This is a genomic window from Thermodesulfobacteriota bacterium, from assembly GCA_035325995.1.
Lineage (GTDB): Bacteria > Desulfobacterota_D > UBA1144 > Nemesobacterales > UBA2774 > JADLGH01.
Window position 1 is genome coordinate 80,655 of sequence record DAOKYU010000008.1, and the last position, 24,739, is coordinate 105,393.

General features: G+C 56.4%; 25 protein-coding genes and 1 tRNA gene. 21 read left to right on the top strand and 5 right to left on the bottom strand.

The genetic code is table 11. The features are described from left to right. Positions 1-95: 95 nt before the first annotated feature. The 5 genes from PKC29_11395 to PKC29_11415 all read left to right on the top strand — a co-directional run bounded on the left by PKC29_11395 (position 96) and on the right by PKC29_11415 (position 6,484). Positions 96-1,430 carry an MFS transporter gene (locus PKC29_11395; protein ID HML96023.1) on the top strand — a complete coding sequence of 445 codons (1,335 nt, stop codon included), beginning with the start codon at positions 96-98 and terminating at the stop codon, positions 1,428-1,430. Between the two features lie 636 nt (positions 1,431-2,066). Continuing rightward, positions 2,067-3,407, top strand: a complete 1,341-nt coding sequence (locus PKC29_11400; GenBank protein HML96024.1) for an outer membrane beta-barrel protein — start codon at positions 2,067-2,069, stop codon at positions 3,405-3,407. A 230-nt stretch (positions 3,408-3,637) separates the two neighbouring features. Beyond that, positions 3,638-3,710 (top strand) — tRNA-Phe (locus PKC29_11405). Positions 3,711-4,006: 296 nt separating this feature from the next. Continuing rightward, positions 4,007-5,728, top strand: a complete 1,722-nt coding sequence (locus PKC29_11410; GenBank protein HML96025.1) for a multiheme c-type cytochrome — start codon at positions 4,007-4,009, stop codon at positions 5,726-5,728. Positions 5,729-5,896: 168 nt separating this feature from the next. Beyond that, the gene (locus PKC29_11415) at positions 5,897-6,484 is read left to right on the top strand and encodes an HPP family protein (protein ID HML96026.1); all 588 of its coding nucleotides are present in this window, start codon (positions 5,897-5,899) and stop codon (positions 6,482-6,484) included. 283 nt (positions 6,485-6,767) lie between these two features. Here the strand turns inward: PKC29_11415 and PKC29_11420 are convergent, their stop codons facing one another. The 4 genes from PKC29_11420 to PKC29_11435 all read right to left on the bottom strand — a co-directional run bounded on the left by PKC29_11420 (position 6,768) and on the right by PKC29_11435 (position 9,492). Further along, complete coding sequence (locus tag PKC29_11420) at positions 6,768-6,983, bottom strand: DUF2945 domain-containing protein (GenBank protein HML96027.1); 216 nt, start codon at positions 6,981-6,983, stop codon at positions 6,768-6,770. Positions 6,984-7,025: 42 nt separating this feature from the next. Continuing rightward, positions 7,026-7,604: a DUF488 domain-containing protein gene (locus PKC29_11425; protein ID HML96028.1), complete on the bottom strand. Its 579-nt coding sequence runs from the start codon at positions 7,602-7,604 to the stop codon at positions 7,026-7,028. A 325-nt stretch (positions 7,605-7,929) separates the two neighbouring features. Further along, the gene (locus PKC29_11430) at positions 7,930-8,148 is read right to left on the bottom strand and encodes a PepSY-associated TM helix domain-containing protein (GenBank protein ID HML96029.1); all 219 of its coding nucleotides are present in this window, start codon (positions 8,146-8,148) and stop codon (positions 7,930-7,932) included. A gap of 375 nt (positions 8,149-8,523) precedes the next feature. Continuing rightward, positions 8,524-9,492, bottom strand: coding sequence for a CbiX/SirB N-terminal domain-containing protein (locus PKC29_11435; protein ID HML96030.1), 969 nt, complete (start codon positions 9,490-9,492; stop codon positions 8,524-8,526). 434 nt (positions 9,493-9,926) lie between these two features. Between PKC29_11435 and PKC29_11440 the strand changes: the two genes are divergently transcribed. The 15 genes from PKC29_11440 to PKC29_11510 all read left to right on the top strand — a co-directional run bounded on the left by PKC29_11440 (position 9,927) and on the right by PKC29_11510 (position 22,179). After that, the gene (locus PKC29_11440; GenBank protein ID HML96031.1) at positions 9,927-10,340 is read left to right on the top strand and encodes a helix-turn-helix transcriptional regulator; all 414 of its coding nucleotides are present in this window, start codon (positions 9,927-9,929) and stop codon (positions 10,338-10,340) included. Continuing rightward, the gene (locus tag PKC29_11445) at positions 10,331-11,098 is read left to right on the top strand and encodes a hypothetical protein (GenBank protein ID HML96032.1); all 768 of its coding nucleotides are present in this window, start codon (positions 10,331-10,333) and stop codon (positions 11,096-11,098) included. The genes PKC29_11440 and PKC29_11445 overlap by 10 nt, the downstream gene beginning before the upstream one ends. After that, the gene (locus PKC29_11450; protein ID HML96033.1) at positions 11,095-11,484 is read left to right on the top strand and encodes a hypothetical protein; all 390 of its coding nucleotides are present in this window, start codon (positions 11,095-11,097) and stop codon (positions 11,482-11,484) included. Before PKC29_11445 ends, PKC29_11450 begins: the two co-directional genes overlap by 4 nt. 452 nt (positions 11,485-11,936) lie before the next feature. After that, a complete protein-coding gene (pilM, locus tag PKC29_11455) occupies positions 11,937-12,986 on the top strand; it encodes a type IV pilus assembly protein PilM (protein ID HML96034.1) in 1,050 nt (349 codons plus the stop codon). Next, positions 12,983-13,597, top strand: a complete 615-nt coding sequence (locus PKC29_11460) for a PilN domain-containing protein (protein HML96035.1) — start codon at positions 12,983-12,985, stop codon at positions 13,595-13,597. The genes pilM and PKC29_11460 overlap by 4 nt, the downstream gene beginning before the upstream one ends. 3 nt (positions 13,598-13,600) lie before the next feature. Next, positions 13,601-14,251 carry a type 4a pilus biogenesis protein PilO gene (pilO, locus tag PKC29_11465; protein HML96036.1) on the top strand — a complete coding sequence of 217 codons (651 nt, stop codon included), beginning with the start codon at positions 13,601-13,603 and terminating at the stop codon, positions 14,249-14,251. Positions 14,252-14,261: 10 nt separating this feature from the next. Then, positions 14,262-14,900 (top strand): pilus assembly protein PilP, encoded by a 639-nt coding sequence (locus PKC29_11470; GenBank protein HML96037.1) that lies wholly within the window; start codon positions 14,262-14,264, stop codon positions 14,898-14,900. 46 nt (positions 14,901-14,946) lie between these two features. After that, complete coding sequence (gene pilQ / locus PKC29_11475) at positions 14,947-16,824, top strand: type IV pilus secretin PilQ (protein ID HML96038.1); 1,878 nt, start codon at positions 14,947-14,949, stop codon at positions 16,822-16,824. A 27-nt stretch (positions 16,825-16,851) separates the two neighbouring features. Beyond that, positions 16,852-17,412 carry a hypothetical protein gene (locus PKC29_11480; GenBank protein ID HML96039.1) on the top strand — a complete coding sequence of 187 codons (561 nt, stop codon included), beginning with the start codon at positions 16,852-16,854 and terminating at the stop codon, positions 17,410-17,412. Positions 17,413-17,442: 30 nt separating this feature from the next. Beyond that, entirely contained in the window at positions 17,443-18,411 is a 969-nt protein-coding gene (locus PKC29_11485) for a hypothetical protein (protein ID HML96040.1), read from the top strand. A gap of 264 nt (positions 18,412-18,675) precedes the next feature. Next, entirely contained in the window at positions 18,676-18,903 is a 228-nt protein-coding gene (locus tag PKC29_11490) for a type II toxin-antitoxin system HicB family antitoxin (GenBank protein ID HML96041.1), read from the top strand. Positions 18,904-19,022: 119 nt separating this feature from the next. Continuing rightward, positions 19,023-19,262 (top strand): type II toxin-antitoxin system HicA family toxin, encoded by a 240-nt coding sequence (locus PKC29_11495; GenBank protein ID HML96042.1) that lies wholly within the window; start codon positions 19,023-19,025, stop codon positions 19,260-19,262. Between the two features lie 152 nt (positions 19,263-19,414). Continuing rightward, positions 19,415-21,049, top strand: a complete 1,635-nt coding sequence (locus PKC29_11500) for a methylmalonyl-CoA mutase family protein (protein ID HML96043.1) — start codon at positions 19,415-19,417, stop codon at positions 21,047-21,049. Between the two features lie 71 nt (positions 21,050-21,120). After that, positions 21,121-21,531: a cobalamin B12-binding domain-containing protein gene (locus tag PKC29_11505; protein HML96044.1), complete on the top strand. Its 411-nt coding sequence runs from the start codon at positions 21,121-21,123 to the stop codon at positions 21,529-21,531. 9 nt (positions 21,532-21,540) lie between these two features. Next, a complete protein-coding gene (locus PKC29_11510; GenBank protein HML96045.1) occupies positions 21,541-22,179 on the top strand; it encodes a hypothetical protein in 639 nt (212 codons plus the stop codon). A gap of 8 nt (positions 22,180-22,187) precedes the next feature. Here PKC29_11510 and PKC29_11515 read toward each other — a convergent pair whose 3' ends face one another. Continuing rightward, complete coding sequence (locus PKC29_11515) at positions 22,188-22,382, bottom strand: hypothetical protein (GenBank protein HML96046.1); 195 nt, start codon at positions 22,380-22,382, stop codon at positions 22,188-22,190. 249 nt (positions 22,383-22,631) lie between these two features. Here PKC29_11515 and PKC29_11520 point away from each other — a divergent pair, with 249 nt between their 5' ends. Continuing rightward, a complete protein-coding gene (locus PKC29_11520) occupies positions 22,632-24,542 on the top strand; it encodes a VacB/RNase II family 3'-5' exoribonuclease (GenBank protein ID HML96047.1) in 1,911 nt (636 codons plus the stop codon). Positions 24,543-24,739 lie beyond the last annotated feature (197 nt).

Sequence of the window (24,739 nt, forward strand, 5' to 3'; positions counted from 1 at the left end):
GGCCCGGCCCCGGGGCCGTAAGGGATTGACACTTTTTCGGAAATTTAGTACGATGGAAAAACACTTGTCAGGCACTGGATGATTGGAGAAACGATATGAGCGACGGCCGGTCCGGAGCCGCCCCCGGGGGCGGCGGGTTATTTGCGTGGCGTAAGGATATCGACAAAGACCAGTGGCGCGCTTTTATCGCCGCGTTCATGGGCTGGACGCTCGACGCGATGGATCTACTCCTCTTCGCCTTCGCCGTAGCGTCCGTCGGCAAAGTATTCAACCTGTCGGAAGCCGAGGTCGGCGCCCTTTTCTCCGTAACCCTCTTCGCGTCCGCTTTCGGCGGCGCTCTCTTCGGCATAATATCCGACTACGTCGGCAGGGTAAGGGCCCTCACGTACACGATAATACTGTATTCAATCTTCACAGGCATAAGCGCCTTCTCCCCGAACGTCGCGTTCCTCCTCGTATGCCGCGCCATACTCGGCCTCGGCATGGGCGGCGAATGGGCCTCGGGGGAAGTCCTCGTCGCCGAAAAGTGGCCCAGGGAGCACAGGGGCAAGGTCATCGGCATGGTTCAGAGCGGCTGGGGCCTGGGCTACATCCTGGCCGCTATACTCGCAACGCTCATAATCCCGACATTCAAGGAAGGGGTTTCGTACACGGTCCCCGTTCTGAACGTCACCCTCGACGGTCTCGACCTCGGCTGGAGGATCCTCTTCTTCATAGGCGTCGCGCCCGCTTTCCTCGTCTTTTACATACGACGGCATCTCGACGAGCCCGATGTCTGGAAGGAGAACAAGGTCCACAGGGACGAAGGCAGGCACACAGAGCAGGGGCACGGGTTTACGCTCGGGCAGATATTCGCGCCCGACCTCATACGCTACACGATTACGGCGTGTCTACTAACGAGCCTCTGCATGATTGCATACTGGGGCCTTTATTTCTGGCTCCCCCAGTTCCTGGCCAGCGACAAGGGCATAGGCCTCGATACGAAGGGCTTTCTGTGGATTATCCCGATCAATATCGGCGCGTTCATAGGCTGTAACACTTTCGGATTTTTCAGCGACAAGTTCGGAAGAAGGCCGGTTTTTGTCGGCTACCTTCTCGTAATGGCGGTCCTCGTCTGGTTCTTCGGCCACGCCCGGAGCATAGAGGCCGTTATCGTGCTCGGCCCGCTGATCGGCTTTTTCGGCACGGGCTTTTACTCCGGCTTCGGCGCCATATTCTCCGAGATATTCCCCACGCGCGCCCGCGGCACGGCCCAGGGCTTTTGCTACAACGTCGGGAGGGGCGTATCCGCAGTAGCCCCCCCGCTTATAGGCTACCTCGTCGGGGCCTACGGCTTTGCGACCGGCCTCACGGCCGTGTCCGTTTTCGCCGTGGCCGCGGCCCTGGTCGTCCTCACCCTTCCCGAAACGAAGGGCAAGGCCCTCGACTGACGCTTTCCCTTGAGCGTTCTCGTGTTTACCGTCGTACAGGGGCGCCGCTCCGGTCTTTCCCATCCGTGCGCTTTACCCGCCTCTCCGTCGATCGTTCCATCACTGCTGGCAATCGGCTTCGCCCGTCGTCGCCGTTCGTGCCTCCTCCGGCCCGAGGCCCCGTTTGTCCGACTCCCCGTCGGGAAGGACGAAGTGCCCATAAATCAAACCTGCGTGCTCAATAACTAGGCTGCAGTTACACCTGATTTTCCGGTCGGGAAATTTACTCTCCAGAATTATTCAAGTCATTCCAGTCGGATAACCGGCATATGTCCTTTCCCGATTTTTCGCTGTTTAAATGGCATAGCGCTTGCAAAAATTAATCGCAATGCGGATTCGACATCCCGGTCGGTAAACACGCGGTTAAAGGGATTCAATCGAAGATGATTGGATGGCGCGGATGTTCCGGACAATCCGTCCCGTGGAGGGCTGGCTGGTTAGTGGAGGGCTGGCTGATTAACCGTTGCCGACGGAGGTTGATTAGAAGGTGGACGATGGTTGCATGAACTGCCGGGACGGGCTTATCTCGGGCCTTTTCGTTTCAGGCTCCGCGATACCAAAGGTGACTAAATTAACTTAAAGGAGGGCATGTGAGATATGAAAAGGTTCACGATTATGTTTCTGATCTTAACAGCCATATCGTACCTTTGTCTGGACAAATCATTTGCACAGAGCAGCAGCGAGATGGAAATCCAGCAGCTCAAGCAGATGATACAGGAGAACAGCAAGCAGAACGAAGAGCTCATGAGGAGGATACAGCAGCTCGAGTCCGATAACGCTGCCAAGGATGCGGAGTTCGAGAAGTTCATGACCGCGCAGGAGGCCAAGGACCTCAAGTACGACGGTATCATGACCTTCTTCGATTCGATCGACCTCGGATTTGCCGTAGATACGACCTATCAGTACGTATTTAACCGCGGAGTAACGGACAGCCTCCAGTTAAGGGCCCTTTACCCCGACAACCAGCAGTTCTCCCTGAACGCCTTCACCATATCGGTGTCCAAGACACCGACGATGGACGGCGGCCTTATGGACCTTCTCGGCTTCAGGGCCGACATTCTCTTCGGCGAGCAGGCGGCCGAGCTCGGCGGCGACGGCTTCGACAGCGACGTCGTAGACCCGTACCAGGCCTACCTGAACGTGCTTGCGCCGATAGGCACCGGCCTCAACATCTACGCCGGACGTTTCGTAACACTCGCGGGCTACGAGGTGATCGAGGGCTACAAGAACCCGAACATCTCGCGTGGCATCCTCTTCGGCTACGCGCTCCCGTTCACCCACACCGGTATAAGGTTCGGCTATACGGCGGGAATGATCACGCTCACCGCCGGTCTTAACAACGGCTGGGACCAGGTCCAGGAGCTGAACGACTCCCCGACGATAGAAAGCCAGATAGCTTTCGACTACTCCGGCGACACGATCACGAGCGCATGGGTAGGCGTCACGGGCATTTTCGGCAAGGAGCCGAGCGGCCTCGGGTTCGGCGGAGAGGGATGGCGCGAGCTCATAACCGCAGTCGCCAGCGTCACCTTGTTCGACAAGCTCACTCTCGTCGCCGACGCCGACTTCGGCTGGCAGCAGGACGTCGTGTTCGACGAGTTCGGGAACGAAGAGGGAGTAACCTGGTGGGGTATCGCGGGTTACGTCATCGTCGATCCGCACCCGGCCGTCACACTGGCGCTCAGGGGTGAATATTTCGACGACAAAGACGGCTACAGAACGGGGCTCGCACAGAAACTCTTCGAGTTCACGCCGACTATTGCTTTGAAACCCTTCAAGGGGCTCATCGCCAACAACAAGTACCTCGACAATTTCGAGGCCAGGGCCGAGTTCAGGTGGGACCACTCCGACGAGCGTTACTTCATCACCAAGGACGACGGCCTGAAGAAGGATCAGTACGGTATTATGGGACAGCTCCTCTACTGGATAGAGCTGTAATAATCTGAAAAAGACCGGAGACGGGATTTAAAGTTCTCATCTCTCAATATCTCCTTTGTGTGGGCGGGGGGAGAACGGCAACGGGCTTCATGCTGTTCTCCCCTTTTTGCTTCACACAAAGGAGTTTTTCTTCCCCTTGCCTGGAAATTTATCGTTGGGTAAAATAGAATCCGCTTTTTGGATGAACTTTGATGGTTTTAATCCAGGGCCCGATTCCAGTAAACATCTATGCCCGGATAGCTCAGTCGGTAGAGCAGAGGACTGAAAATCCTCGTGTCGGCGGTTCAATTCCGTCTCCGGGCATACCTGTTCCACTGCGGTATTACATCCCCCTGAGCAATACCTGCTTACTGCTCACGTTGTCAATTCTCACCGTGGATCACAGAAGCTTTCTCTCTCTGAATATTGACAGAAATTAATCGCCCCGCTCGATCCAAATTGAGACGGCGCTCACCCCTCGTCGGGCGCCGGTTCTGCCCCGCCCGCGGCGAGCTTTAAACGGCGTCCCCGTCCAAACGGCGGTGTATACATCCTGCCCCTCTGGAAAAAGGAAAATTTCTACCTTCAAATCCGCCGCAAATTTTGTTAAGATGGAAACAATGCTAAGGAAATGGGCCTCGTCGGGTATGGTCGGCTCGCTCCTCTCTCTTCTCCTGCTCTTAATTTTGCTCACTGTCCCCTCGGGAGCCGACGATGACGCGACGGACGGTAATACGCTTTTCATATCCAGGGGGTGCCTGGGCTGCCACGGCGTAAGCGGCCGCGGCGGCGTGGGGCCGTCGCTTGCGCACACGACGCTCACGCTCGATACATTCCTGAGCCAGGTTCGAAAGCCGAGGGACATAATGCCCCCCTTCCCCCCACAGGCGGTCAGCGACGAAGACGTGCGCGAGATTTACGCGTACCTTAAAAAAGTCCCCCCGCCGCCGGAGAGGCTGCAAAAGGACATCCCTCAGGGCGTGCTCGACCCCGAATCGTGCGCCCCTTGCCACAAGACGCTCCACCCCGAGCTCGTGAGCCAGTTCGAGTCGGGCGCTATGGGGCTCGAGGGCGCTCAGAATCCACTCGTCGATTTCCCCCTCAAGCAGCTGACGTGCGCCAACTGCCACGGGACCGACCACGACGTCATAATGGCGTCGAGAGGGAGGGTCCCCGAAACCACGTGCGCGGCGTGCCACGCACAGATCTACAAGGAGCACGTCCTCGACGCGGGGCATTCTTACGGCCCCGGCCCCGGCGGCCTCGGAATAAACTGGGAGCGCAACATAGGAGTGCCCAACTACAAGCAGATGCCGAGGAAGGTCATGCAGATGGGCTGCGACCCGTGCCACGCCCAGGCCGGAGCGACGAACGCCGAATACTGGAGCGAGAAGCAGATGAAATACATTGACACGAGCAGCCTCGATTACCGTAACGGATGCATCGCCTGCCATACTCGCCACTCCTTTAACCTCGAAGAGGCGCGGAAGCCCGAGGCGTGCTACACATGCCACATGGGCCCCGACCATCCGAACTACGAGGCGTACATGAGCTCGAAGCACGGCTCTATATACACCGCCCGCGGTGACTCGTGGGACTGGACGGTGCCTCTCGCCGAGGCCGGGTACGACACGCCCACGTGCTCCTACTGTCACATGCTCTACGTGGACGGGGACGGCAAGAGGCACACGAGCCACAACATGACTCGGAAGATTATCTGGGGCATGGGCACGCAGGCCTCCGACGGCGAGCTCGTCGACATAACGCTCGAGCCCGAAAATCAGACGAAACGGAACGAAATGATAAAGGTCTGTATGTCATGCCATTCCGAGGACAAGGCGCGGTACTATCTCGAATCGGCCGACGCGCACAAGCTCGCGGGTGACGCCCTCGTCGTCGAGGCGAGGGGCATACTGCAGGGTCTCTACGACGACGGGCTCATCAAGCCGAGCCACGGCCAGATGGCCGCTGGTCTCCTGCCCGGCCCGCGGTTCACGGCGATCGACATACCGGGCGGGTTCGCCCAGCACTGGCCCGCGGGCCTTTATTTCAACGTCGCCTCGATCGAGCGCGAATACTTCGACATGTTCTTCTTCTCGAACCTTAAATCCTACAAGGGGGCTTTCCACATGAGCCCCGATTATGCGTGGTGGTACGGCTACGCCGATGTGCTCGGCCACCTGGCGAGGATACGCGACGAGGCGTGGAGCCTCCGGGACGCGAAGGCGACCAGGGACAAGACGCTCTTCATGATCTTCACCGGGCCGCTCATGGTGCTCGCCGTCCTCGGAGCCGTCTATTTCGGCTGGCGCACGTGGAGGAGGCGCCGCCCGGCGAAATAGGCGAAACAGCTCGAATGCCGTCCGGGATCTTTTCAAGGCCCCGCTTTCATAATCGGCGCAGCCCCGGCGGCAGGCTTCCGGGTTTCTCTTCCGCAGTGATCGTGGTCATTGCCGTCGATTCCATTCTGGCATAGAATTTCGTATCGGCTTCGAGGGAGGGCTCCTGTAATGGAAGAGAAATCCGGCAGAGAGATAAGGGAACTTTTCGGACGATTGCGTCTCCCGGGATTGATCGAGCGTTTCCCGGCGCGAATTGTCTGGGCCCTTTTCGTATTCGTCAACGGATTCGTCACATGCGCGATTCTCGCCTGGATGGCGATGGCGTGGAAAACCACTTTCATATTTCCCTCTCTCGGTCCGACGGCATTTATGGTGTTCTTCACTCCGGCTTCCGCCGCGGCAAGTCCCCGTAACGCTATCCTTGGTCACGCCATAGGTATTTTGTGCGGCTACGGCGCTCTTTGGCTGACCGGCCTGGTGGATGCAGCGCCCGCAACCGTGACAGGCGTGCACGATCCCCGCATCGTCGCCGCGGCGGTCTCGCTCGCGACTACCGGGGCGTTCATGATTCTGTTCGATGTCGTGCATCCCCCGGCGGCGGCGACTACATTGATCATCTCCCTCGGCATAATCACGGCGCCCGTTCACCTGCTCATCATAGAGCTCGCAGTCGTCGTGCTGGCGATACAGGCCATAGTGGTGAACCGGATTGCCGGTGTGGACTACCCGGTCTGGGCCAGGCGCGTTTCGCCCTGAAGCTCCCGCGGTCCGGCGTTCCACACGAGGTTTTCCGGGTCTCCGGCCCGTGTATACATGCACATTCGAACGCGGTCGCCGGTCTCGTTCTCGCTACCTTTTGCAATTGCGTGCCGGAACGCGCACCCTTGGCGGCGGTGTTCCGCTATCGAAACGTCGAAACTATCCATGCCGGCCTTGGTGCGCCTTCGGGACCGTAAGTCATGGTATTTTGGAGATGTGCGCTCGATTGCCGCGTCTTTATGAACGAGGCGGTGTCGGTCCCTGGAGAATTATTCTCCATTTAATCTTCGATCTTCGTAAGCGCCGAGCCCTTGTGCGCCGCTACATGGTCCGACTTATGGCTTTTGATTTCATACTGCGGCTCGTCTTCCGTAGCGTGATGCGTGTAACCCTTATAATCGAAATCCTTCGTGTGCACTTTAATAATCGTGCCCGAAACCCTTCCCGCCTCCGAGTTCCAGCTTACGTTATCGCCCACTTTAAACTTTGCAGCCATGTTATCGCCCCCCATGTAGATTTTGTTTCCGTCGTCGGATGTTTACCTGTCGAACAAGCCTCCGTCCGAATAATAAACGCGGCGTCCCTCGACGCGCGCCGGCGAGGTATAAGCATGCTCTTCCGCCTTGCCTACAGCCATTATATGCAGCACCCGCCAGCCCCTCGCTTTCAAATAATCCGACACCATCGAGCGGTGACAGCGCCACCATACGGCTTCCGAGCACATGTAAGCCGCCGGCTGTTCTAACGCGATCCCTTCGAGCGCCCGCGCCGCCTTTTCGAAATCCTTCGTCTCCATATAATCCGCGTACCCGCGGAATGATTCGTTCCGCCAGCGGCTGTTCTTCGAATCCTTCCGCACCTTTCTCCGCCCTCCCAAATCCTCCATGTGGACGTAGCCTATTCCGGCTTTTTGCAATTCGGCGGTCAGGTTCTCCTTGTTAAAGTGTGGGTATTTCCGCGAGCCGGGAAACTGCCTTATGTCCACCAGGACCGTGACGCCGAAGGACTTCAGCATCGCCGTGAGCTCTTCCATGCTGTGCGTGGAGTGCCCGACGGTATATATGGTATTCTGGTCCGAGGCTTTCACGTCCCGGCTCCCTTTTCCCCTTATCCGCATCCCTGCCGCGGCTTTCCGCCCCTCGCTCCTCCCCGGCGGTCTCACCTCCCGGGTTACGCGGAGTGCCGTTTCGGCATATTCACCCTGGGAACGAAGAAGGGCGTTCCGCTTCGCCCCTCTTTGCATATACTTCCTGTTAAATACAGGTTATCTATTGACAGGCTTTGGTGTCAAGCTGCGAAATCCGCCTCGGAACGGTGACGATCTGCCGCGTCCTGTCTTTCAAACGGAACCGTGGAATCGTATCAACCACGAGAAGTACGCTATCAGTCCGGCCGCACGGGCCCTCCGGCGTCTTTATGCTCATTGCGTCGCCCGGACCTCGCTAAATGATCTCGTAAACGATGAGCGCTATCAGGGGCGGCAGCACCCCGAATCCTATCAGCCACTTGCCCCTCCCCGTTATCCCGTATCTCCCCTTCAGTATGAAAAGCCCCGTTACGTTGATCGTGATGAGCATGACGGCGAACACGTCCGAGGCCCATCTCCAGCCCTTGGCGCTGTTCCGGTGTAGGACGTTCGCATGGGTGTAGGACGTTCGCATGATAGAACAGGGGCCGCCTGTAAAGCTTCTCGTATATCCCGGTACCGGTGCTCAGGTTCAGATGGAGCGAGCCGTTATCGTAATATATCTTGACCTGGTCCGGCGTCGGCATGTCGTAAACCTTAAACGATTCTTCGCCGACCAGCTTGCCGAAGCCGTGGACCAGCTCGTCGTTCAGCTCCGCCACGGAGTGCTTCCCGGATATCTTCACCGCTTCTCTATGTATCACGAAATCCGGATTCCAGTCGTTTATGTGGTTGAGGGCGATGCCGGATATACAGTAGACGATGATGAGAGAAGAAAGAAAATAGCCGAGGTCTCGGTGAACTGCAATGTTGAGCTTCCTTATTTTCATTGCCACATCTTTCCCAGTTGTCAGATATCTTCGGCGGCCCCGACCCGGATCTTACCCGCGTATTCACGGGAAACGTCTATCACCCACCGCTCTATGTTTTTGTCCGGCAGTATCGCGTCTGGTTTATATACGACCCTCTTTTCCGGGTCGCGGACATTCGAAACCCCGCCGCCGATAATTTTCACCTGAAACGTTTCATCGAAAGCCACGAGGACGGGAATCACGATCGCCGCCCGCTTCTTCTTGAGCACCCTGTTGATCGCGTCCGTCGTTTTGCCCGGGTCGTAACGCGCGATATGCCCGCACCAGCCGTAGGCGTGCTCGGTGATACCTTTCTCTCTCTTCACGTATTCGGCGACTTCATCGAACAGCTCGCCCCATTCTCTTTCGTACAATTCGTCGCCGTATCCGATAAGGACGAGCCCCTCGTTCCCGGCATCGGTGGAAAGGGTCTCCACTCGTCTCAGCACGTTCTTTTGCAGGATGCCGGTAAAGTCGAGAAGCGGGGCGATGTAGATTCTTGCCTTCGGAGCGTATCTTTCTATTTTTTCTATTTTCAACATCTCCATCGACGCGGGGTCTTCCTTCTGCCCGATAATGGTGGGTATGTCGTCGAACGAGTGGGGGCTTACGGTAAGGAATATCGGAATGACCACTATGTCAGTGAATCCCTCGGCATCGTATTCCTTGAGACGCGTGGCTATGGAGGGCTCGTTGTACTCCATAAAAGCGGTTTTTATTCCCTCTGCCGTACCGCCGCCGAGAACGTCCTCCCTCACGCCGGCTTCGAGGTCCAGAAGGGCTTGTCTCCACGCTTCCGACCGCGAGCCGTGGTTGACGAGAAGGACGCCGATTTTCTTTCCCCCGGGTGCGTGATCAGGCTGCTGCTCTTCCTTGTTGCATGAGAGAATGGAAAAGAAGAGAGCGCAAAAGATCACCGTGAGTGACAGCGCACGCGTGAAACGTGTAATGATGCCGGCGTCGTTCATTATCGTTATCTCCCGTTATTCGTATTTTGTCTTACTCCCGGAAGCCGAGTCCAACTTCCGGGGTCATGCACAGCCCCGAGAGCCCGGGCTCGCGGGCCGTATAACTTCCGGCTATTCAGTCGTTCCGGGGCATGTCTTTTCGAGCTGCGGAAACGTATAAATTCATTTCGGGGAGGATGCGTAATAATATGAAAATGATAATCATTATCAGTATTGATGCCCGGCTCGAAGGTGTCAATATTTATCGGTAAAGTTATCGGTTCGGGAGCGCTACGGCGCTCGCCGATACGCATAGCGGGCGGCTTATACCGGCGTCAGGCAATCCTGCTCGATTATATCTAAATAAAGCCTTGCCTTTACCTCTCTCCATAATGTAAAATTAAGTGAACCATTCTGTTCAAAATACCGATTTCCATAATTTTTTGGAGGCACTAATGAGATTTGGCGATTACCTGAAGAGCAAAAGGAAACAGCGTAATATTACACAGGAAGACCTTGCCCGGGCGCTTAACGTTTCAAGTGTTTTCATCCACCAGCTCGAAACGGGCAAGGTAGACGCCCCATCCATCGAGAGATGCAGCCAGATAGCATCGATACTGGAAGTAAACATCGACGAGCTATGGACGGTCGCAAAGAAAGAACGCCTCAAGAGATTCATGGAAAAAGAGGACATTACCGACGACAGCTTCGAGGTCCTCACCGATGCCGAGAAGGCCCTCATTAATCTTTACAGGAGCCTCGACCACGACATGCGGAGGGATTTCGGCGGTATGATTTTCATGCTCCTCAGACATTCACAGGACGAAGGAGTCCAGGAGATACTGGAAGAATTCATTAAATGCGCTTAATGGGAAGGTTTTCGACAATCCTTAAGGCCGTGGGAATAGAGCTATGCATTCTCGCTCTCATAGGACTCGTGTTCCTTTTTCAGTTCAACAAGGCCAAGGAAGAGTTCGTAGTCAAGACAAGGGCCATCTCCGAAACGATCGGCGACCTCGCCAGCGACTTCTACGCCGAGGAAGGCAAGCAGCCCACCAGCGGCGAGTTCTACCATTTCCTCGACAAGCGCCTCGGCCGGAAGAAGCTCTTCAACACCTTCGAGATAGCCCCCAAGTTCTTCAGCGTCGTCTTCAAGAAAGACGTCGAGGCCAACCTCGCCGGCGACGGGCTGTTCATGAAGGAGTTCTATCCCGAAGACGGCTACACGGTCAAGGACTTTAACGGCATAATCTCCGTATCGGTGCCGTTCTCGTCCCAGGCCCAGTCCGAGCCCTTCGGGATCGTAAAGATAGATTCCGACACCAAGGCCATATTGAAAAAGGTCTTCGCGGACAACTATCTCCTCTACGCCGCGATGCTCATAGTTTTGAACAACCAGGCCTTCATCTTCTATCTCCTCATGAGGAAGAAAAAGGAGATAGTATTCGAGAAAGGATATTTGAAGGAGCACTCCATCGGGGCGCTCAAGATAATGCATAAGGTCCTCGGCGACATCATAGAGGACCACAAGACCGACCGCGTCGACGGTGACGACCCTGCAAAGAAGCAGGAATCCGGCAAGAACGTCATATCCATATCCGAGCTCGCCGAAAAGAGAAAGCAATGAAAAAGCTGCTGTTTTCCATATTCCTGCTCCTTTTCGTGATTCTCGCCGGCTGCGACAGCCCCGAGAAGAACGGCGTCGTCGAGCTCGACGGCCCGATACTCGAGAGCATCGACGCCGACGGCAACCTCGAATTCAACGGGGCGGTCATAAACACCAGCGACCAGCCCGTCCGCTCCGTCTACGTAGTGATAGTTCTCAAGGACAAGGGCGGCAACATAATAGAAGCCAACTCCGTTTCACTCTTCGAAGAAGATATGAACGCCCTCCTTTATCCGTCCGAAAGGGCGTTCTTCAAGATGTCGGTCGCCTCTAATCCCAACAGGGTCTTTTCGAGAGAGGTCGAAATATACTACGAAGATCCCAACGAGACGCCTCCTCCATCCTAAAAGCTGGAGAGTTACTTTAAGGTTTTCCTCCATCCTTCCCCCGGCGCCCGCCTGAAAAGCATTCCCCGACAGGAAATCGCGCCGTTTAAATAGCTCAAATCGTGGTCTAAGTTTTAATTCTAAGCTATAACAACATATCAAAATTCGCTATAGCTTCATTCCTGCCTAAACGAACGGCGCCATTTTGCCGGTGATGGTAAAGCCGCGGGAAAACCGCTCCTGCCGCTTCTTTCCCCTCGGCTGCGCTCTAATTCCCTCTACTCACTGCAAAATATATCCGGTCATGCCGCTTTATCCAGCGGCTGGGCTTGCGTCTGCACTCGGATTCGCTTTATATTAAGTATTACAATATCATACTGACTACAATTAAAGAGGTCTTTGATATTTTTATAGAAGTATTGCAAAAAGTTCAAAGAAGTGGTTAAATTGGTATTGTAACTTGGGAGGAATACTTGTTTTTAAGTAAGAAAGAACTCGTAGGACTCGACATCGGCTCCAATAGCGTGAAGCTCCTTGAGCTGAAATCGGTGAAGAGCGGGTATCAGCTTAAGAATATCGGCGAGGCAATTTTGCCGAGGGATGCGGTCGTAAACAAGATCATAAACAACTACGACGCGGTCTCGGAAACCATAGCCTCTCTCTTCGGCGACCTCAGGGTGAAAACCAGGAACGCCGCCATATCCATTTCCGGCCATTCGGTGATAATAAAAAAGGTAAGCCTTCCCAAGATGTCCGAAAACGAGCTCAGGGAATCCATCCCCTGGGAGCTGGAGCAATACATCCCCCAGAGCATTCACGACGTCAACTACGACTACCAGGTAATGCCGGGCGAAACGCCGGAGGGCAACATCGACGTCCTCATAGTCGCGGCGAAGAAGGACGTTACGAACTCCTACGTCTCCGTGGTGAGAGAGGCGGGGCTCAATCCCGTCGTGGTCGACGTAGACGTCTTCGCTCTCGAAAACATGTACATGGTGAACTACCCCGAATCCGAAGGGCTCGTATCCCTCGTCAACATCGGCGCCTCGGTCACGAATATCAACATCCTCAAGGACGGGGTCTCCGTCTTCACGAGGGACATAACAACCGGCGGCAACATCTACACCGAATGGATAATGAAGGAAACCGACGCCGCCTTCGAAGAGGCCGAGCTTCTGAAGACCTCCATGAAAGACGGCGAGTCTCCCCCCGAGCTCGAAAAGGTCACAGGAGAATTCGTGGACATGATATCCGGCGAGATAAAAAGAACGCTCGACTTCTTCTCGTCCACGCTCTGGACAAGCAAGGTGAACCGGATACTCATAGGCGGCGGATCGTCGGGCGTAGCCGGTCTCAGGGATACACTCTCCGACATAACCGACGCCGCGGTGGATTTCATGAACCCCTTCAGGAACGTCGCCTACGACCCCAACGATTTCGATCCCGAATACATACAGTCGATAGCCCCCAAGATGAGCGTGGCCATGGGGCTCGCTTCGAGGAAGCCGGGGGACAACAAATGATAAGGATCAACCTCATACCGGAACCCGAAAAGCGGGACGTGCGTGGTGTGGGGCAGCTCGTCCTCGGGCTCCTGGTTATAGTTGCGCTGTTCGCTGTGCTGGCTGCGCTCCACGTCATGCAGGGCAGGCGGATAGAAGAGGTGAACCGCAAGATCGCCCGCGCCGAAAAGCGCATCGAGGAGCTCGAAACGATAAAGGAAAAGGTGGACGACTTCAAGGCGAAGAACGAAGAGCTCAACAGGCGTATAGACATAATCAAGGTCCTCGAAAGTAACCGCACCGGGCCTCTCTTCGTCATGGACGCCCTCGCGGAAGCCATACCCAACAAGGCATGGCTCGATGAATTCACCGAAAAAGGGCTTCAGGCGAGGCTCGTCGGAATAGCCGACAACGAATTCACGGTGGCCGATTTCATGAAGTCGCTCGAATCCTCTCCCTACTTCGTATCCGTCGAGCTCGGAGTGATAAAAAAGACCGAGATACGAAAGCTCGACCTCAGGAATTTCATTATCAACGCGAAGCTCGACTACGCCGGTAAAAAGAAAACGGAGGCGGCCGAAACCGGGTCTGTGGCGCCCGAAGCGCCCGACACCGCCAAAAAGGGCCGATAGACGATGGCTTTTTACGACGAAATATCCGAAAGGTTAAGCGAGCAGCCGGTTCACGTAAAGCTCGTTCTCCTTCTTGTAATCGTCGGGGTCGTATCCGCGGCCTACTGGTACTTCTACTGGTCTCCGGGCCGGGAGACGCTCGAGCGCGCCCAAAGGAAGCTCGCCTCCGAGCAAAAGAAGATAAAAGAGTACGAGGCCATAGCCGCCGAGCTCCCCGCCTTCGAAAAGGAGTTCGACAGGCTCGGCAGGGAATTCGAGCTCATATCCTTAAAGCTCCCCAAGGAAAAGGAGATACCGGCCCTCATAGACAGCGTTTATTCCGAGATATCCGGCTCCAGCCTCGATTCCATAATCTTCCAGCCGCAGGGGCAGGTGGCCAGGGAGATATACGCCGAGATACCGATACAGATGGAGGTCATAGGCGGCTATTTCAATCTCGCCGATTTCTTCGACCGCATTTCGAGGCTTCCGAGGATTGTGAACGTGAGGGACCTCGTCCTCTCGCGTACGGACGTAAAGGGAAACAACGTCATACTCAACGCGAAATTCAGCGTCGTAACCTTCAGGCTCCTCCCCCAGCCCGAAACCCCGCCAGCCGGCGAAAAGGGCAAGGGCAAGGCCAGGGGAAAATCGAAGAAGAGAAGTACCAAATAAGAGAAATAACATGAGATTGCTTAAGGCCGAACATATCCCCGCGCTGGTGCTGCTCCTGGCGATAATTCTTTCCGGGACCCTTCCGTCCTATTCGCAGGGTGGGGAAGAAAACACCATAGGCGAGGGCATGGAAGTCATAAGATCCGCCCGCGAGAACGCGCCGCCGATGCCCGGCTCCGAGGCCGAGCCCCCTTCCGGCGCCGGTGCTCCCCCGGGCGAGCCTGCATCCGGGACCGATAGATCGCTCGAGGAAAGGGCGAGCGCCATACAGCCCGTCGCGGGCGACAGGCCCCCTTACGATCCCGCCGGAAAGAGGGATCCCTTCAAGCCCTTCATAAAGCTCGTGGACATCCCGGCGGCCGGTCCCGCGCCGGTGGTCGTCCCGCCGATACAGAGATACTCCCTCGATCAGTTCAGGATATCCGGCATCGTCTGGATGAGCGGGAAGCCCCGGGCGATGGTCGTCGACCCCGAGGGCAACACCTACTTCCTCGGTGACGGCGACAGGATAGGCAACAAGGAAGGAGAGATACTCGAAGTGAGGGAGAACGGCCTCCTGGTCGAGGAGACCATAAGGTCCGAAGACGTCTACGGCGAAGTAAAGGTCGAAACGAAAAAATCCGTTCTCGCATTCGAAGACGGTCAATGACGGACGATTGAAATAAAGGAGGAAGATTTAGAAGGAGGATGGATTAATGAGAACCCTGTTCATAAAGGTCACCCTGCTCATTGTCTGTGTGCTGTCCACGGCGTCGTACGCCCGGGGCAGCGCGCCCCGGTCAAATTACGAAAACGACTCATTAACAGGTCCGGAATCCCCGGCGGCACAGGCGGACGGCGCCGCCCGAATCCAGGTGGCGCAGGCCCGGGCGGTCAATGCCTCCGACCGGTTTAACCACGTCGAGAGCATAGGCTTCGAAGTCGATAAGGGGATGGGGATCGTCACTATAGGCACGGCTTCCCCGATTCAATACGAGAGGCTCGCGGACGAGGACAAAAAGGTGAGCCTCAAGCTCTCGAACGTGATACTCGCCGACAAGTTCCAGGTTTCGAGGGACGTAAGCGACTTCGACAGCCCCATAAACTTCATCTCCTCGTTCAGGGACCCGATAAAGCCGAGCGACATCATAGTGGTAATCGAGCTAAAAGAATCCCGCGTCCCGGTAAACGTAAGCCAGAGCGGGAACCGGCTCGTGCTTAACTTCGGGGAGTCCCGGGCCGTCCGGGCCGCGAGCGAGCAGCAGGTCGATGTCTCGGTGCACCCCGAAGACCTCTACGCCTTCGACTTCAGGCTCACTTCCATGCCCGGGGCCGTAAAAACGTACAAGGGGCAGCTCGTCTCCTTCGATTTCAAGGACGCCGACATAAGGGACGTGCTGAGGATTATCTCCGACATAAGCGGCCTCAACATGATCATAGCCAGTAACGTCGCCGGCACGGTAACGCTCAAGCTCACTAACGTCCCCTGGGACCAGGCCCTCGACGTCATACTCGAAGACGCCGGTCTCGGCGCCTTCCTCGACGGCAACGTCCTCAGGATAGCGCCCCTCGCCACGCTCCAGGCCCGCCAGCGCGCGGTAAGGAAGACGGTGGAGACCAACGAAGAGCTCGAGCCCCTCATCACGCGCCAGGTCTTCGTCAACTACGCGACGGCGGCCGAGCTCATCCCCCTCGTCGATCCGCTTCTAAGCGACAGGGGCGAGCTCAGGGTGGACACCAGGACGAACAGCATTCTTATAAACGACACGGCGGTCAGGGCCGGGCAGATAGAGTCCCTCGTCGAGGACCTCGACACGAGGACCCCCCAGGTGCTCATAGAATCGCGGATTGTGCAGGCCACGCTCAACTTCACCCGCGAGCTCGGCATACAGTGGGGCTTCGATTACAGGGCCTCGGCCGCGACAGGCAACCCGACGGGCGCAACGTTTCCGTCGAGCGTCGAAGTCGGCGGCACCACTGTCGGCAGCCCGTTCGGCACCACGGGAGACAACTTCATTATCGACCTCCCGGCGGCTGCGGGCCCGGGCTCGGGCGGCGTTATGGGTATCGTCCTCGGGAGCCTTACGGGTGCGTTCGACCTCGACCTCCGGCTCTCCGCCCTTGAGCAAAGGGGCGACGGCCGAATCCTTTCTTCACCGAAGGTGCTGACGCTCGAAAACACGCCGGCGAGGATAGAGCAGGGCGTTTCGATCCCGTTTCTCTCCGTTTCCGCCGCGGGCACGCAGACCCAGTTCGTCGACGCCACGCTCAGCCTTTCCGTAACCCCCCAGGTGACGAACGACAACCGGATACTCATGGAGATAGTCGTAACCGACAACTCCCCCGACCCTGCGCTCACGGGCGCGGGAGGCCAGCCTTCCATAAGAAGGAACGAGGCCACGACGCAGGTCCTGGCGAGCGACGGCGAAACCATAGTCATAGGCGGCATATTCACGCGCCGAATGGACGAGACGAACAACGGGCTTCCCTGGTTTTCGCGGCTCCCCCTCCTCGGATGGCTCTTCCAGAACAACAGGACGAACGACGAGAGAAGGGAGCTCATAGTATTCATAACACCGAGGATCATCAGGTAAAAGACAGATATCCTGGAGGATGGTTTGATGAGAAGGAAATTAATAGGACAATTGGTATTCCCGGCGCTCGTTGCCGTGTTCCTCGCGGCGGGTCTAGCCGCAGGCGGCTGCGGGTCGAATCCCCCGTTCGCGCCCTTCGGCTCGACGATAGAGATACTGAACCCGCCCGAAGATATCAACATCGGGCTCAACGCCATAACGCAGATTCTCGTACGGGCCCAGGTGCTCGGCCCAGACGAGGAGCCCCTCAACGACGTGCGGGTGATTTGGGATTTGTCATTTGCCGACCAGAATTCGTTCGTGATAGATACCAACGGGGACGGTATCGCCGACGCGAAGGCGCTTCAGCTCGTCGATAACGGCGCGTGCTCGCCGCAGCAGTGTGCGTCGACATCCATAACCGAATGGTTCAGCATGGGGGCGCTCGTGGATTCGCCTTTCGATGTTCTCACCGACAACCGCGGCATGGCCTTCGTGCTCCTTCTGATAGGCGACGCGGTAATCGACCCCGCGACGCTTTCCGCGTCCACAGACAGCGGCGCTATAGATATAGTGACCTTCTCGGTGAACGCTGACCTCGGGGAGTAGATGTTATTCCGGCAAGGAGGATGGATACAGATGATGCTTAACAGGATGTTCAAACGCAAATCCGTAAAGGTAATCTCCATACTGACGTTTCTCGGGCTCATGGTTTTGTCGCAGCACGCCTGCGTCGACAGCCTCGACAGCGGCGACGAGTCCGAAAACCCGGTAAACACGTTCATCATGAACATGAGCGCGAACCCGAACACCGTATTCGGGAACGCCTCCGAGGAATCCTTCATACAGGTGGATACGCTCCTCGTTCCGGACGGCTCGGAAATAGATTACGAGATAACCTTTTCGAGTAGCGGCCTCCCTCCGGCGCTAAGGGGATGCCTCTTCGACAGCAGCGGCACTGTAATAAACAACGAGGCCTTCGTTAATTATCTCTCGGGCGTCCTCGTCGGCATAAACGAAACGGCCTCTATAAATATCTCGGCTACCGTCAGGCTCGCCGACGGCCGGAGCGAGAGCGATTTCACGACGCTTACGCTCGATGGCGTCGGCCTCGTAGCGGCGACGCCCGGGCCCGACACCGACCCGATAATCGTGCCCCATCCGTCTACGACCCCGGCGCCTACGAACATCGCCGTCCCGCTCACCTTCCAGTCCGTGGGTTTAGAGCCCGGAACACTCGTCGAGATATCGCTCAGCAATCCCGACATCGGCTCACTTAACGGCGGCGGCGACCCCGAGATCGGCGACGCTATCTACGTCGCCCCGATACTCGGCAACGTAAACTCTGGCCAGTTCTTCGTCCAGTATAACGCCTTCGTCGGACAGGCCGGCACACAGATTATACTTGCCAGGACCCAGATTCAGATTCCGCCGGAATTCATAACCCTCTGTCCCCTCATAGCTGAGGAAGACGGACTTATCGAAGTTGTGGTCATTATAACCCAGGAAGTCGCCGCACCGCCCACGCCGGGGCCGACCCCCGGGCCTGACGACGGCGGCGGCGACGGCAGCTCCGGACCTACGATACCGCCGGATGTTATAGAATAGAAAAACTTCGGAGCCTGTCCCCGCGTGGGGCAGGCCCTCTCCGGGGCCGGACGCACGAAGCCCGCGCCCGACTCCGGAGACTCTTTTACCGCCCCCGCCAGGCCGTAGGCTTAACGGAGCGTATGAGATCGATATGGATGTCATATAAGGATTGGGGGAGTAAGTCCGGCTTGACTTACCGTCTGCATGTTGTTTACCTTTATATGTTGGTTGGCTTCGGGGAGTGTTTTTTACCGGCAATAATACAATTCAGGAAGGATAATCATGGAGAGACAGTTCAAGATAATTGTTGAAAAGCATCCGGATGTCTATGTGGCATATCCGATCGGCTTGAAGGGAGTTGTCGTCGGTGAGGGCGATACGTATGAGGATGCTTTGACGGACGTGAAATCCGCTATCCGGTTCCACATAGAAACCTTCGGTGAGGATGTTTTAACTGACGAATCACCTGTTTTAGAAGTGTTTTTAGCCGAGGCCGGGGTAGGTCTTTAAATATATCGCCGTCTCAATATCCCAAATAAGTTCCATTTTATTGAGCTTTGTGTTCCGTTTTCTGAATTCTCGTAGAAATTGCTTGACATTCCTTTGGTTCCAATTTAATGGAATATCTCATGACTAAATTTCCTGTCGATGCGCCGAAGGCGAGGGTAATAAAAACGCTGGAGCTTCTCGGTTTCCTTCTTATTCGGGAGCGAGAGCACATAGCAATGCTGAGGGAAAATCCTGACGGGACACGGACGCCTCTGACAATACCTAATCATGCGAGAATCAAAGGCTCGACTCCAAGAAGTGTTTGCACACAGGCTGGAATATCGAGGGACGAATTCCTCAAAGCGTATGAGCAAGTGTGATAGGGTATTTCTTGCACATTCCGTTTGACTTAACCCTGCCCTCTTTTTACCATTTATAAATGGGGGGTATGCCGTCTCGGTTTGCGGGCGTGCATATAATTTTGAGGGGGTCACAAATGTCAGTCCGGGAATCGGATCTCGATAAGAAAAAAATGGCAAGGGAGCGCTGGGAAAGGGATTATGCCCGCGCTCATAAGCGCGACGCCGACTTCACCACGATATCCGGCATGGACTTGCCGCCTCTCGCAGACTCGGGCGACCTCGCGGGTTTCGACCCCGAATCCGAAATAGGCTACCCCGGCCGGTTCCCCTACACCCGCGGCATACACAGCACTATGTACAGGAGCCGACTCTGGACTATGCGCCAGTTCGCAGGCTTCGGCACACCGGAAGACACTAACAGAAGATTCAAATACCTCCTCGGCCACGGCCAGACCGGCCTCAGCACGGCCTTCGACATGCCCACCCTAATGGGCTACGACTGCGACAGCCCCATGGCGCGCGGCGAGGTCGGGAGGGAAGGGGTCTCGGTCTCGTCCCTTGAAGACATGGAAACACTTTTCGACGGAATAAACCTCGATCAGGTAACGACGTCCATGACCGTCAACTGCAGCGCGAGCATAATTTTCGCCATGTACCTCGTCATGGCCGAAAAGAAAGGCGTAAGCCGGGACAGGCTCCGCGGCACACTCCAGAACGACATGCTGAAGGAATTCATAGCCCAGCGCGAATGGATATCCCCGCCCGGCCCGTCGGTCAAGATCGTCATCGACGTAATCGAATTCTGCGCGCGCCGCGTCAAGGGCTGGCACCCGGTCTCTATCTCCGGCTACCACATCCGTGAGGCGGGCTCCACCGCAGTACAGGAGCTGGCGTTCACCATCGCCGACGGCATAGGCTACGTCGAGGAAAGCATAAAGCGGGGCCTCGACGTAGATGATTTCGCCCCGCGTCTCTCCTTCTTCTTTAACGTCCACAACGACTTCCTCGAAGAGGTCGCCAAGTTCAGGGCGGCCCGCCGCATGTGGGCGAAGATCATGCGTGACAGGTTCGGAGCGAGAGACCCGAAGTCTCTCACGCTCAAAACCCACGCCCAGACGGCAGGCGCGAGCCTCACGGCGCAGCAGCCTGTAAACAACGTCGCCCGAGTTACAATACAGGCCCTCGCTGCGGTCCTCGGAGGCACCCAGTCCCTCCACACGAACTCCATGGACGAGACGCTCGCCCTCCCGACGGAAGAGGCCGCCACGGTCGCGCTCAGGACGCAGCAGATAATCGCCGAGGAAAGCGGAGTCGCTAATACGATAGACCCCTTCGGCGGAAGCTACCTCATGGAATCCCTCACGAGCCGCATCGAAAAGGAGGCCTTCGACTACATAGACAAGATCGACCGCATGGGCGGCATAATAGCGGCGATAGAAGAGGGTTATCCCCAAAAGGAAATAGCCGACGCCGCCTACAAGTACCAGCGCGAGCTCGACACCGGAATAAAAACCATAGTCGGCGTCAACAGGTACGTCCACGAGGACGAGGAAGTTCCGATTCCGCTCCTCAAAATAGAGGACGAGGTCGAAGAGGCCCAGAGACAAAAACTAACTGTCCTCAAGCGCCGACGCGACAACAAGGCTGTAAAGGCCCGGCTTGAAGACATACTCCTCGCCGCGCGTAGAGGCGACAACCTGATGCCGTTCATCATAGACGCCGTCCGTGACCACGCCACCCTCGGCGAGATAAGCGACATATTCCGCGAGGCCTACGGCGTCTACCGCGACCCGGGGTATTTCTAATTTCGCTGGCAATGCCTTTTAAACTCTCCACAAATCGCGTAACCTCATACCTTGATAAAGGGTCTAAAGAGATGGAACAGGAAAACAGGTTAAGAATTCTTATCGGCAAGGCCGGCCTCGACGGACACGACAGGGGGGTAAAGATAGTAGCGAGGGCCCTTCGTGACGCCGGGTTCGAGGTCATCTACACCGGCCTTCACAACTCCCCGGAGGCCATCGTCGAAACGGCGCTACAGGAAGACGTCGACGCCGTCGGGCTAAGCATCCTTTCCGGCGCCCACAACTACCTCTTCCCGGAGATAATCCGCCTCCTCGAAGAGAAGGGCCTCGGCGACATCACGGTCTTCGGCGGGGGTATTATCCCGAAGGAAGACATAGAAGGACTCAAGCAAAAGGGAGTAAAAGCGGTATTCGAGCCCGGGACGTCCACGGACGAGATCATAAGCTGGGTAAGGGAGAACGTCTCCCCGAGGGCTCTTTAGCCTGATGTAATGAAGTGCGTAAGCTGCAGTAATAGGAAAGGCAAGCGGCATTGCCCTGCGCTCGGCGGCTCCATATGCGCCGTCTGCTGCGGAGAGAAAAGGGGGGTTGAAATCAACTGCCCGCCCGATTGCGTTTACTACGTCGAGGGCCAGAAGCAGCACCAGCTCAAGGTAATGCACCAGAGGGTCAAAAAAGAGGGCGGCAGAAGCTACGTCCGCCGGGCCGAGCTCTATAACCGTAACCCCGAAATCTTCGCCCGTATCGAAAAGCTCTTCGCCGATTCCTACAGGGCCAACAGGAATCTCACGAACAAAGACGTCGCCTCGGGCCTCGAGCTCGCCAAAAATACGCTCGACACCGAAAAGAAGGGCCTCATCTACCAGCACCAGGGCGAGAACTCCTACGCCAACGATCTCTCGACGAATATCCTTATCGCGATAACCGACTACAAGGACAATCCCAAGATCACGGGAGAAAGGGTAGACCTCGACTTCGCCATAAAGGTCATAGACGAGTTTTTAAGGGAAGCGCGGTTCTACGTCGAGAACGACCCGAATCCCCGGAGCTACCTCGTACACATCTTACGCTACCACCCCGGGGAAGCGCCCGCACAAAGGCAGGCGGGGGGGATTATAATCACGCCCTGACTTTGTCGTTAATGGTTGTCTTTTCCGGCGGAGGGGACGGTGTTGATGATCGCTGAAACTATAAACGCTACGACGGCCACGATTGCGAGGTACTTGAAAAACCTCGACCAGTCCATGCTTATTCCGAGATAAAAACCGACGCCTACGAAGCTGAAAAGTATCAGGCATACGAAAATAGCGCCCGGCAGGTTCTTCCTTAACATAAGAGTCCAACTCCTTCTTCTCTATATTTATTCGGCCAGAAAGCATGATTTTATCTGAATCCTCGCCCCTCTTCAACCTTTTGTCAACTGCGGCCGCATCGTCCCCGCCCGGGCTCGAAAACGACGGGGATTGCGATTCGGTGATATAAAGTGTAACCTAGACACTAATAATCATTGATATGCAGGTAATAATTGCTCCTACTCGTTAATCGCCGTCCGTAAATGAGAGTCCCCAAACCTAAAGAAATAATGCGCCTCCTCAAAGGCTCTAATTTCAGGCCCATGAGGCCGAAGGAGATTTCCAGGCGCCTCGGCGTCCCCAAGGAAGGAAAGGCCCTTCTCAAGAAGATCCTTCGGAAGATGGTGCGTGACGGCAAGATAGGAAGGGCCGACGGGGGCTACGTCGCCGCCGGCTCACCGGCCGCGGCCGTAAACGACTCCGGAAGGAAGTCCCCGGAACCCGTCCTCCCCACGGCCCCCACGACGGCCCCGATAAAGGGCATGCTCAAGGGCGGGAAGATTCTCGGCAAGTTCGTCAAGACCGGGAAGACCGGGAAGATAATTCTCAAGGACGACCGGGTGCCTCACATCCCGCTCAGAATAGATGAGATAAAGAACCTCCGGAACTACAGCCTGGTCGTTTACGAGGTCAGTAACCGTGTCTCGCCCAGCCGCAAGATCAACGGACGCATTGTCGAAGTCCTCGGAAAGGCGGGCGACCTCGAAGCCGAGAAGAAGGGGATTATAAGAGAATACGGCCTCTCCGAGGAATTCCCGTCCGATGTCATGCGCGAGCTCGCGCACGTTCCCGACGAAATCCCCGAAAGCGAAATCAGGAAAAGGACAGACCTCCGGGACGAAATCATATTCACTATCGACAGCGACGACGCAAAGGACTTCGACGACGCTGTAGGCATCACGAAGACCCACTTCGGCTACAGGCTCCTCGTCTCTATAGCCGACGTCTCGTATTACGTCCCCCTCGGCGGCGAGATAGACAACGAGGCCCTTAACCGCGCGACGAGCGTCTACATGCCCGACAGGGTGGTGCCGATGCTCCCCGAAAAGCTCTCGAACGACCTCTGCAGCCTCGTGCCCTATAAGGACAGGCTCACGAAGACCGTCGAGATCGACTTCAACCGTAAGGGCCAGATGATGAGCTCCAAGGTCTATAACAGCGTTATCAGGAGCGCCGCCCGCCTCACGTACACGCGCGTCGCCGGCGTCCTCGAAGACGGCGAGGAATCCGCCATAGACAAGCACGTCGTCGAAAAGCTCCTCGTCATGCGCGAGCTCTTCCGGCTCATAAGGGTCAGGCGCAGCGAAAAGGGAGAGCTCAACTTCGACATCCCCGAGCCCGATCTCATCCGCGACGAGCTCGGACGCACGGTCGACGTCGTCAGGACGCAGCGCAACATGGCCCACGTCCTGATCGAGGAATTCATGATAGCGGCCAACACGGCGGTGGCCACGCAAACCTGCCGCCTCCAGATACCGTCCATCTACAGGATCCACGAGCGGCCCGACATCGAATCCCTGATCGAGCTCTCCGAGGGCCTGAAGAAGCTCGGCTACACGCTCCCCGCCGACGGCAAAATAACGACGCTCGACCTCCAGCGCGTCATCAACAAGAGCCGCGGCCGGCCCAACGAAGTGGCGGTCAACATGCTCATACTCCGCTCGCTCAAGCGTGCTATATACTCGACACAGGAAGAGGGGCACTTCGGGCTCTCTATAAAGCACTACTCCCACTTCACGTCGCCCATACGCCGCTATCCCGACCTCATCGTCCACAGGATTATGAACTCGGTCATGAAAAAGGGCTCGCCGCCCTACGATAAGGAATCGCTCGACTGGATGGCCGAGCACTCGTCGAAAAAAGAGCGCTACGCCGACGAAATCGAAAGGGAGGCAATAAACCTCGAACGGGCCTATCTGATGAAGTCCTACGTCGGCAAGGAATTCGAAGGAGTCGTCCTGAGCGTCCTCCCGTTCGGAATGTTCGTCGAGGTGAAGGGGATATTCGTCGAAGGGCTCGTCCCGCGTGACAGCGTCCCCAACTGGAGAAAACGCTGGTTCGACATCGGCCAGATCGTCAACGTTAAAGTTACCGAGGCCGACGTCGAAAAGAGAAGAATCACACTCAACCTCGTCCCCTAAGCGGCACGGACTGTGTCCGCTGACATCCGACGGACGCATCGTCGCTGCTGCCATCAATTCTTCGCGCTTCCTTTGCTGTTAATCTCCGTCCATTACAACGTCGTAAAACCACACTATGTGTGCCATTTTGAGTGAAAGCAAGAAATCTTCTATTATCCCCCCTTGGAAAAAGGGGGGAACAAGGGGGGATTTAATTG

Coding starts and splice junctions, on each gene's coding strand:
- PKC29_11435 (HML96030.1), bottom strand. CDS start 9,492: ATGAACGACGCCGGCATCATTACACGTTTCACGCGTGCGCTGTCACTC.
- PKC29_11500 (HML96043.1), top strand. CDS start 19,415: ATGGCAAGGGAGCGCTGGGAAAGGGATTATGCCCGCGCTCATAAGCGC.
- PKC29_11395 (HML96023.1), top strand. CDS start 96: ATGAGCGACGGCCGGTCCGGAGCCGCCCCCGGGGGCGGCGGGTTATTT.
- PKC29_11490 (HML96041.1), top strand. CDS start 18,676: ATGGAGAGACAGTTCAAGATAATTGTTGAAAAGCATCCGGATGTCTAT.
- PKC29_11495 (HML96042.1), top strand. CDS start 19,023: ATGACTAAATTTCCTGTCGATGCGCCGAAGGCGAGGGTAATAAAAACG.
- pilO (HML96036.1), top strand. CDS start 13,601: ATGGCTTTTTACGACGAAATATCCGAAAGGTTAAGCGAGCAGCCGGTT.
- PKC29_11520 (HML96047.1), top strand. CDS start 22,632: ATGCGCCTCCTCAAAGGCTCTAATTTCAGGCCCATGAGGCCGAAGGAG.
- PKC29_11445 (HML96032.1), top strand. CDS start 10,331: ATGCGCTTAATGGGAAGGTTTTCGACAATCCTTAAGGCCGTGGGAATA.
- PKC29_11420 (HML96027.1), bottom strand. CDS start 6,983: ATGGCTGCAAAGTTTAAAGTGGGCGATAACGTAAGCTGGAACTCGGAG.
- PKC29_11515 (HML96046.1), bottom strand. CDS start 22,382: ATGTTAAGGAAGAACCTGCCGGGCGCTATTTTCGTATGCCTGATACTT.
- PKC29_11470 (HML96037.1), top strand. CDS start 14,262: ATGAGATTGCTTAAGGCCGAACATATCCCCGCGCTGGTGCTGCTCCTG.
- PKC29_11410 (HML96025.1), top strand. CDS start 4,007: ATGCTAAGGAAATGGGCCTCGTCGGGTATGGTCGGCTCGCTCCTCTCT.
- PKC29_11450 (HML96033.1), top strand. CDS start 11,095: ATGAAAAAGCTGCTGTTTTCCATATTCCTGCTCCTTTTCGTGATTCTC.
- PKC29_11440 (HML96031.1), top strand. CDS start 9,927: ATGAGATTTGGCGATTACCTGAAGAGCAAAAGGAAACAGCGTAATATT.
- pilQ (HML96038.1), top strand. CDS start 14,947: ATGAGAACCCTGTTCATAAAGGTCACCCTGCTCATTGTCTGTGTGCTG.
- PKC29_11430 (HML96029.1), bottom strand. CDS start 8,148: ATGCGAACGTCCTACACCCATGCGAACGTCCTACACCGGAACAGCGCC.
- PKC29_11400 (HML96024.1), top strand. CDS start 2,067: ATGAAAAGGTTCACGATTATGTTTCTGATCTTAACAGCCATATCGTAC.
- PKC29_11510 (HML96045.1), top strand. CDS start 21,541: ATGAAGTGCGTAAGCTGCAGTAATAGGAAAGGCAAGCGGCATTGCCCT.
- PKC29_11415 (HML96026.1), top strand. CDS start 5,897: ATGGAAGAGAAATCCGGCAGAGAGATAAGGGAACTTTTCGGACGATTG.
- PKC29_11460 (HML96035.1), top strand. CDS start 12,983: ATGATAAGGATCAACCTCATACCGGAACCCGAAAAGCGGGACGTGCGT.
- PKC29_11480 (HML96039.1), top strand. CDS start 16,852: ATGAGAAGGAAATTAATAGGACAATTGGTATTCCCGGCGCTCGTTGCC.
- PKC29_11485 (HML96040.1), top strand. CDS start 17,443: ATGATGCTTAACAGGATGTTCAAACGCAAATCCGTAAAGGTAATCTCC.
- PKC29_11425 (HML96028.1), bottom strand. CDS start 7,604: ATGCGGATAAGGGGAAAAGGGAGCCGGGACGTGAAAGCCTCGGACCAG.
- PKC29_11505 (HML96044.1), top strand. CDS start 21,121: ATGGAACAGGAAAACAGGTTAAGAATTCTTATCGGCAAGGCCGGCCTC.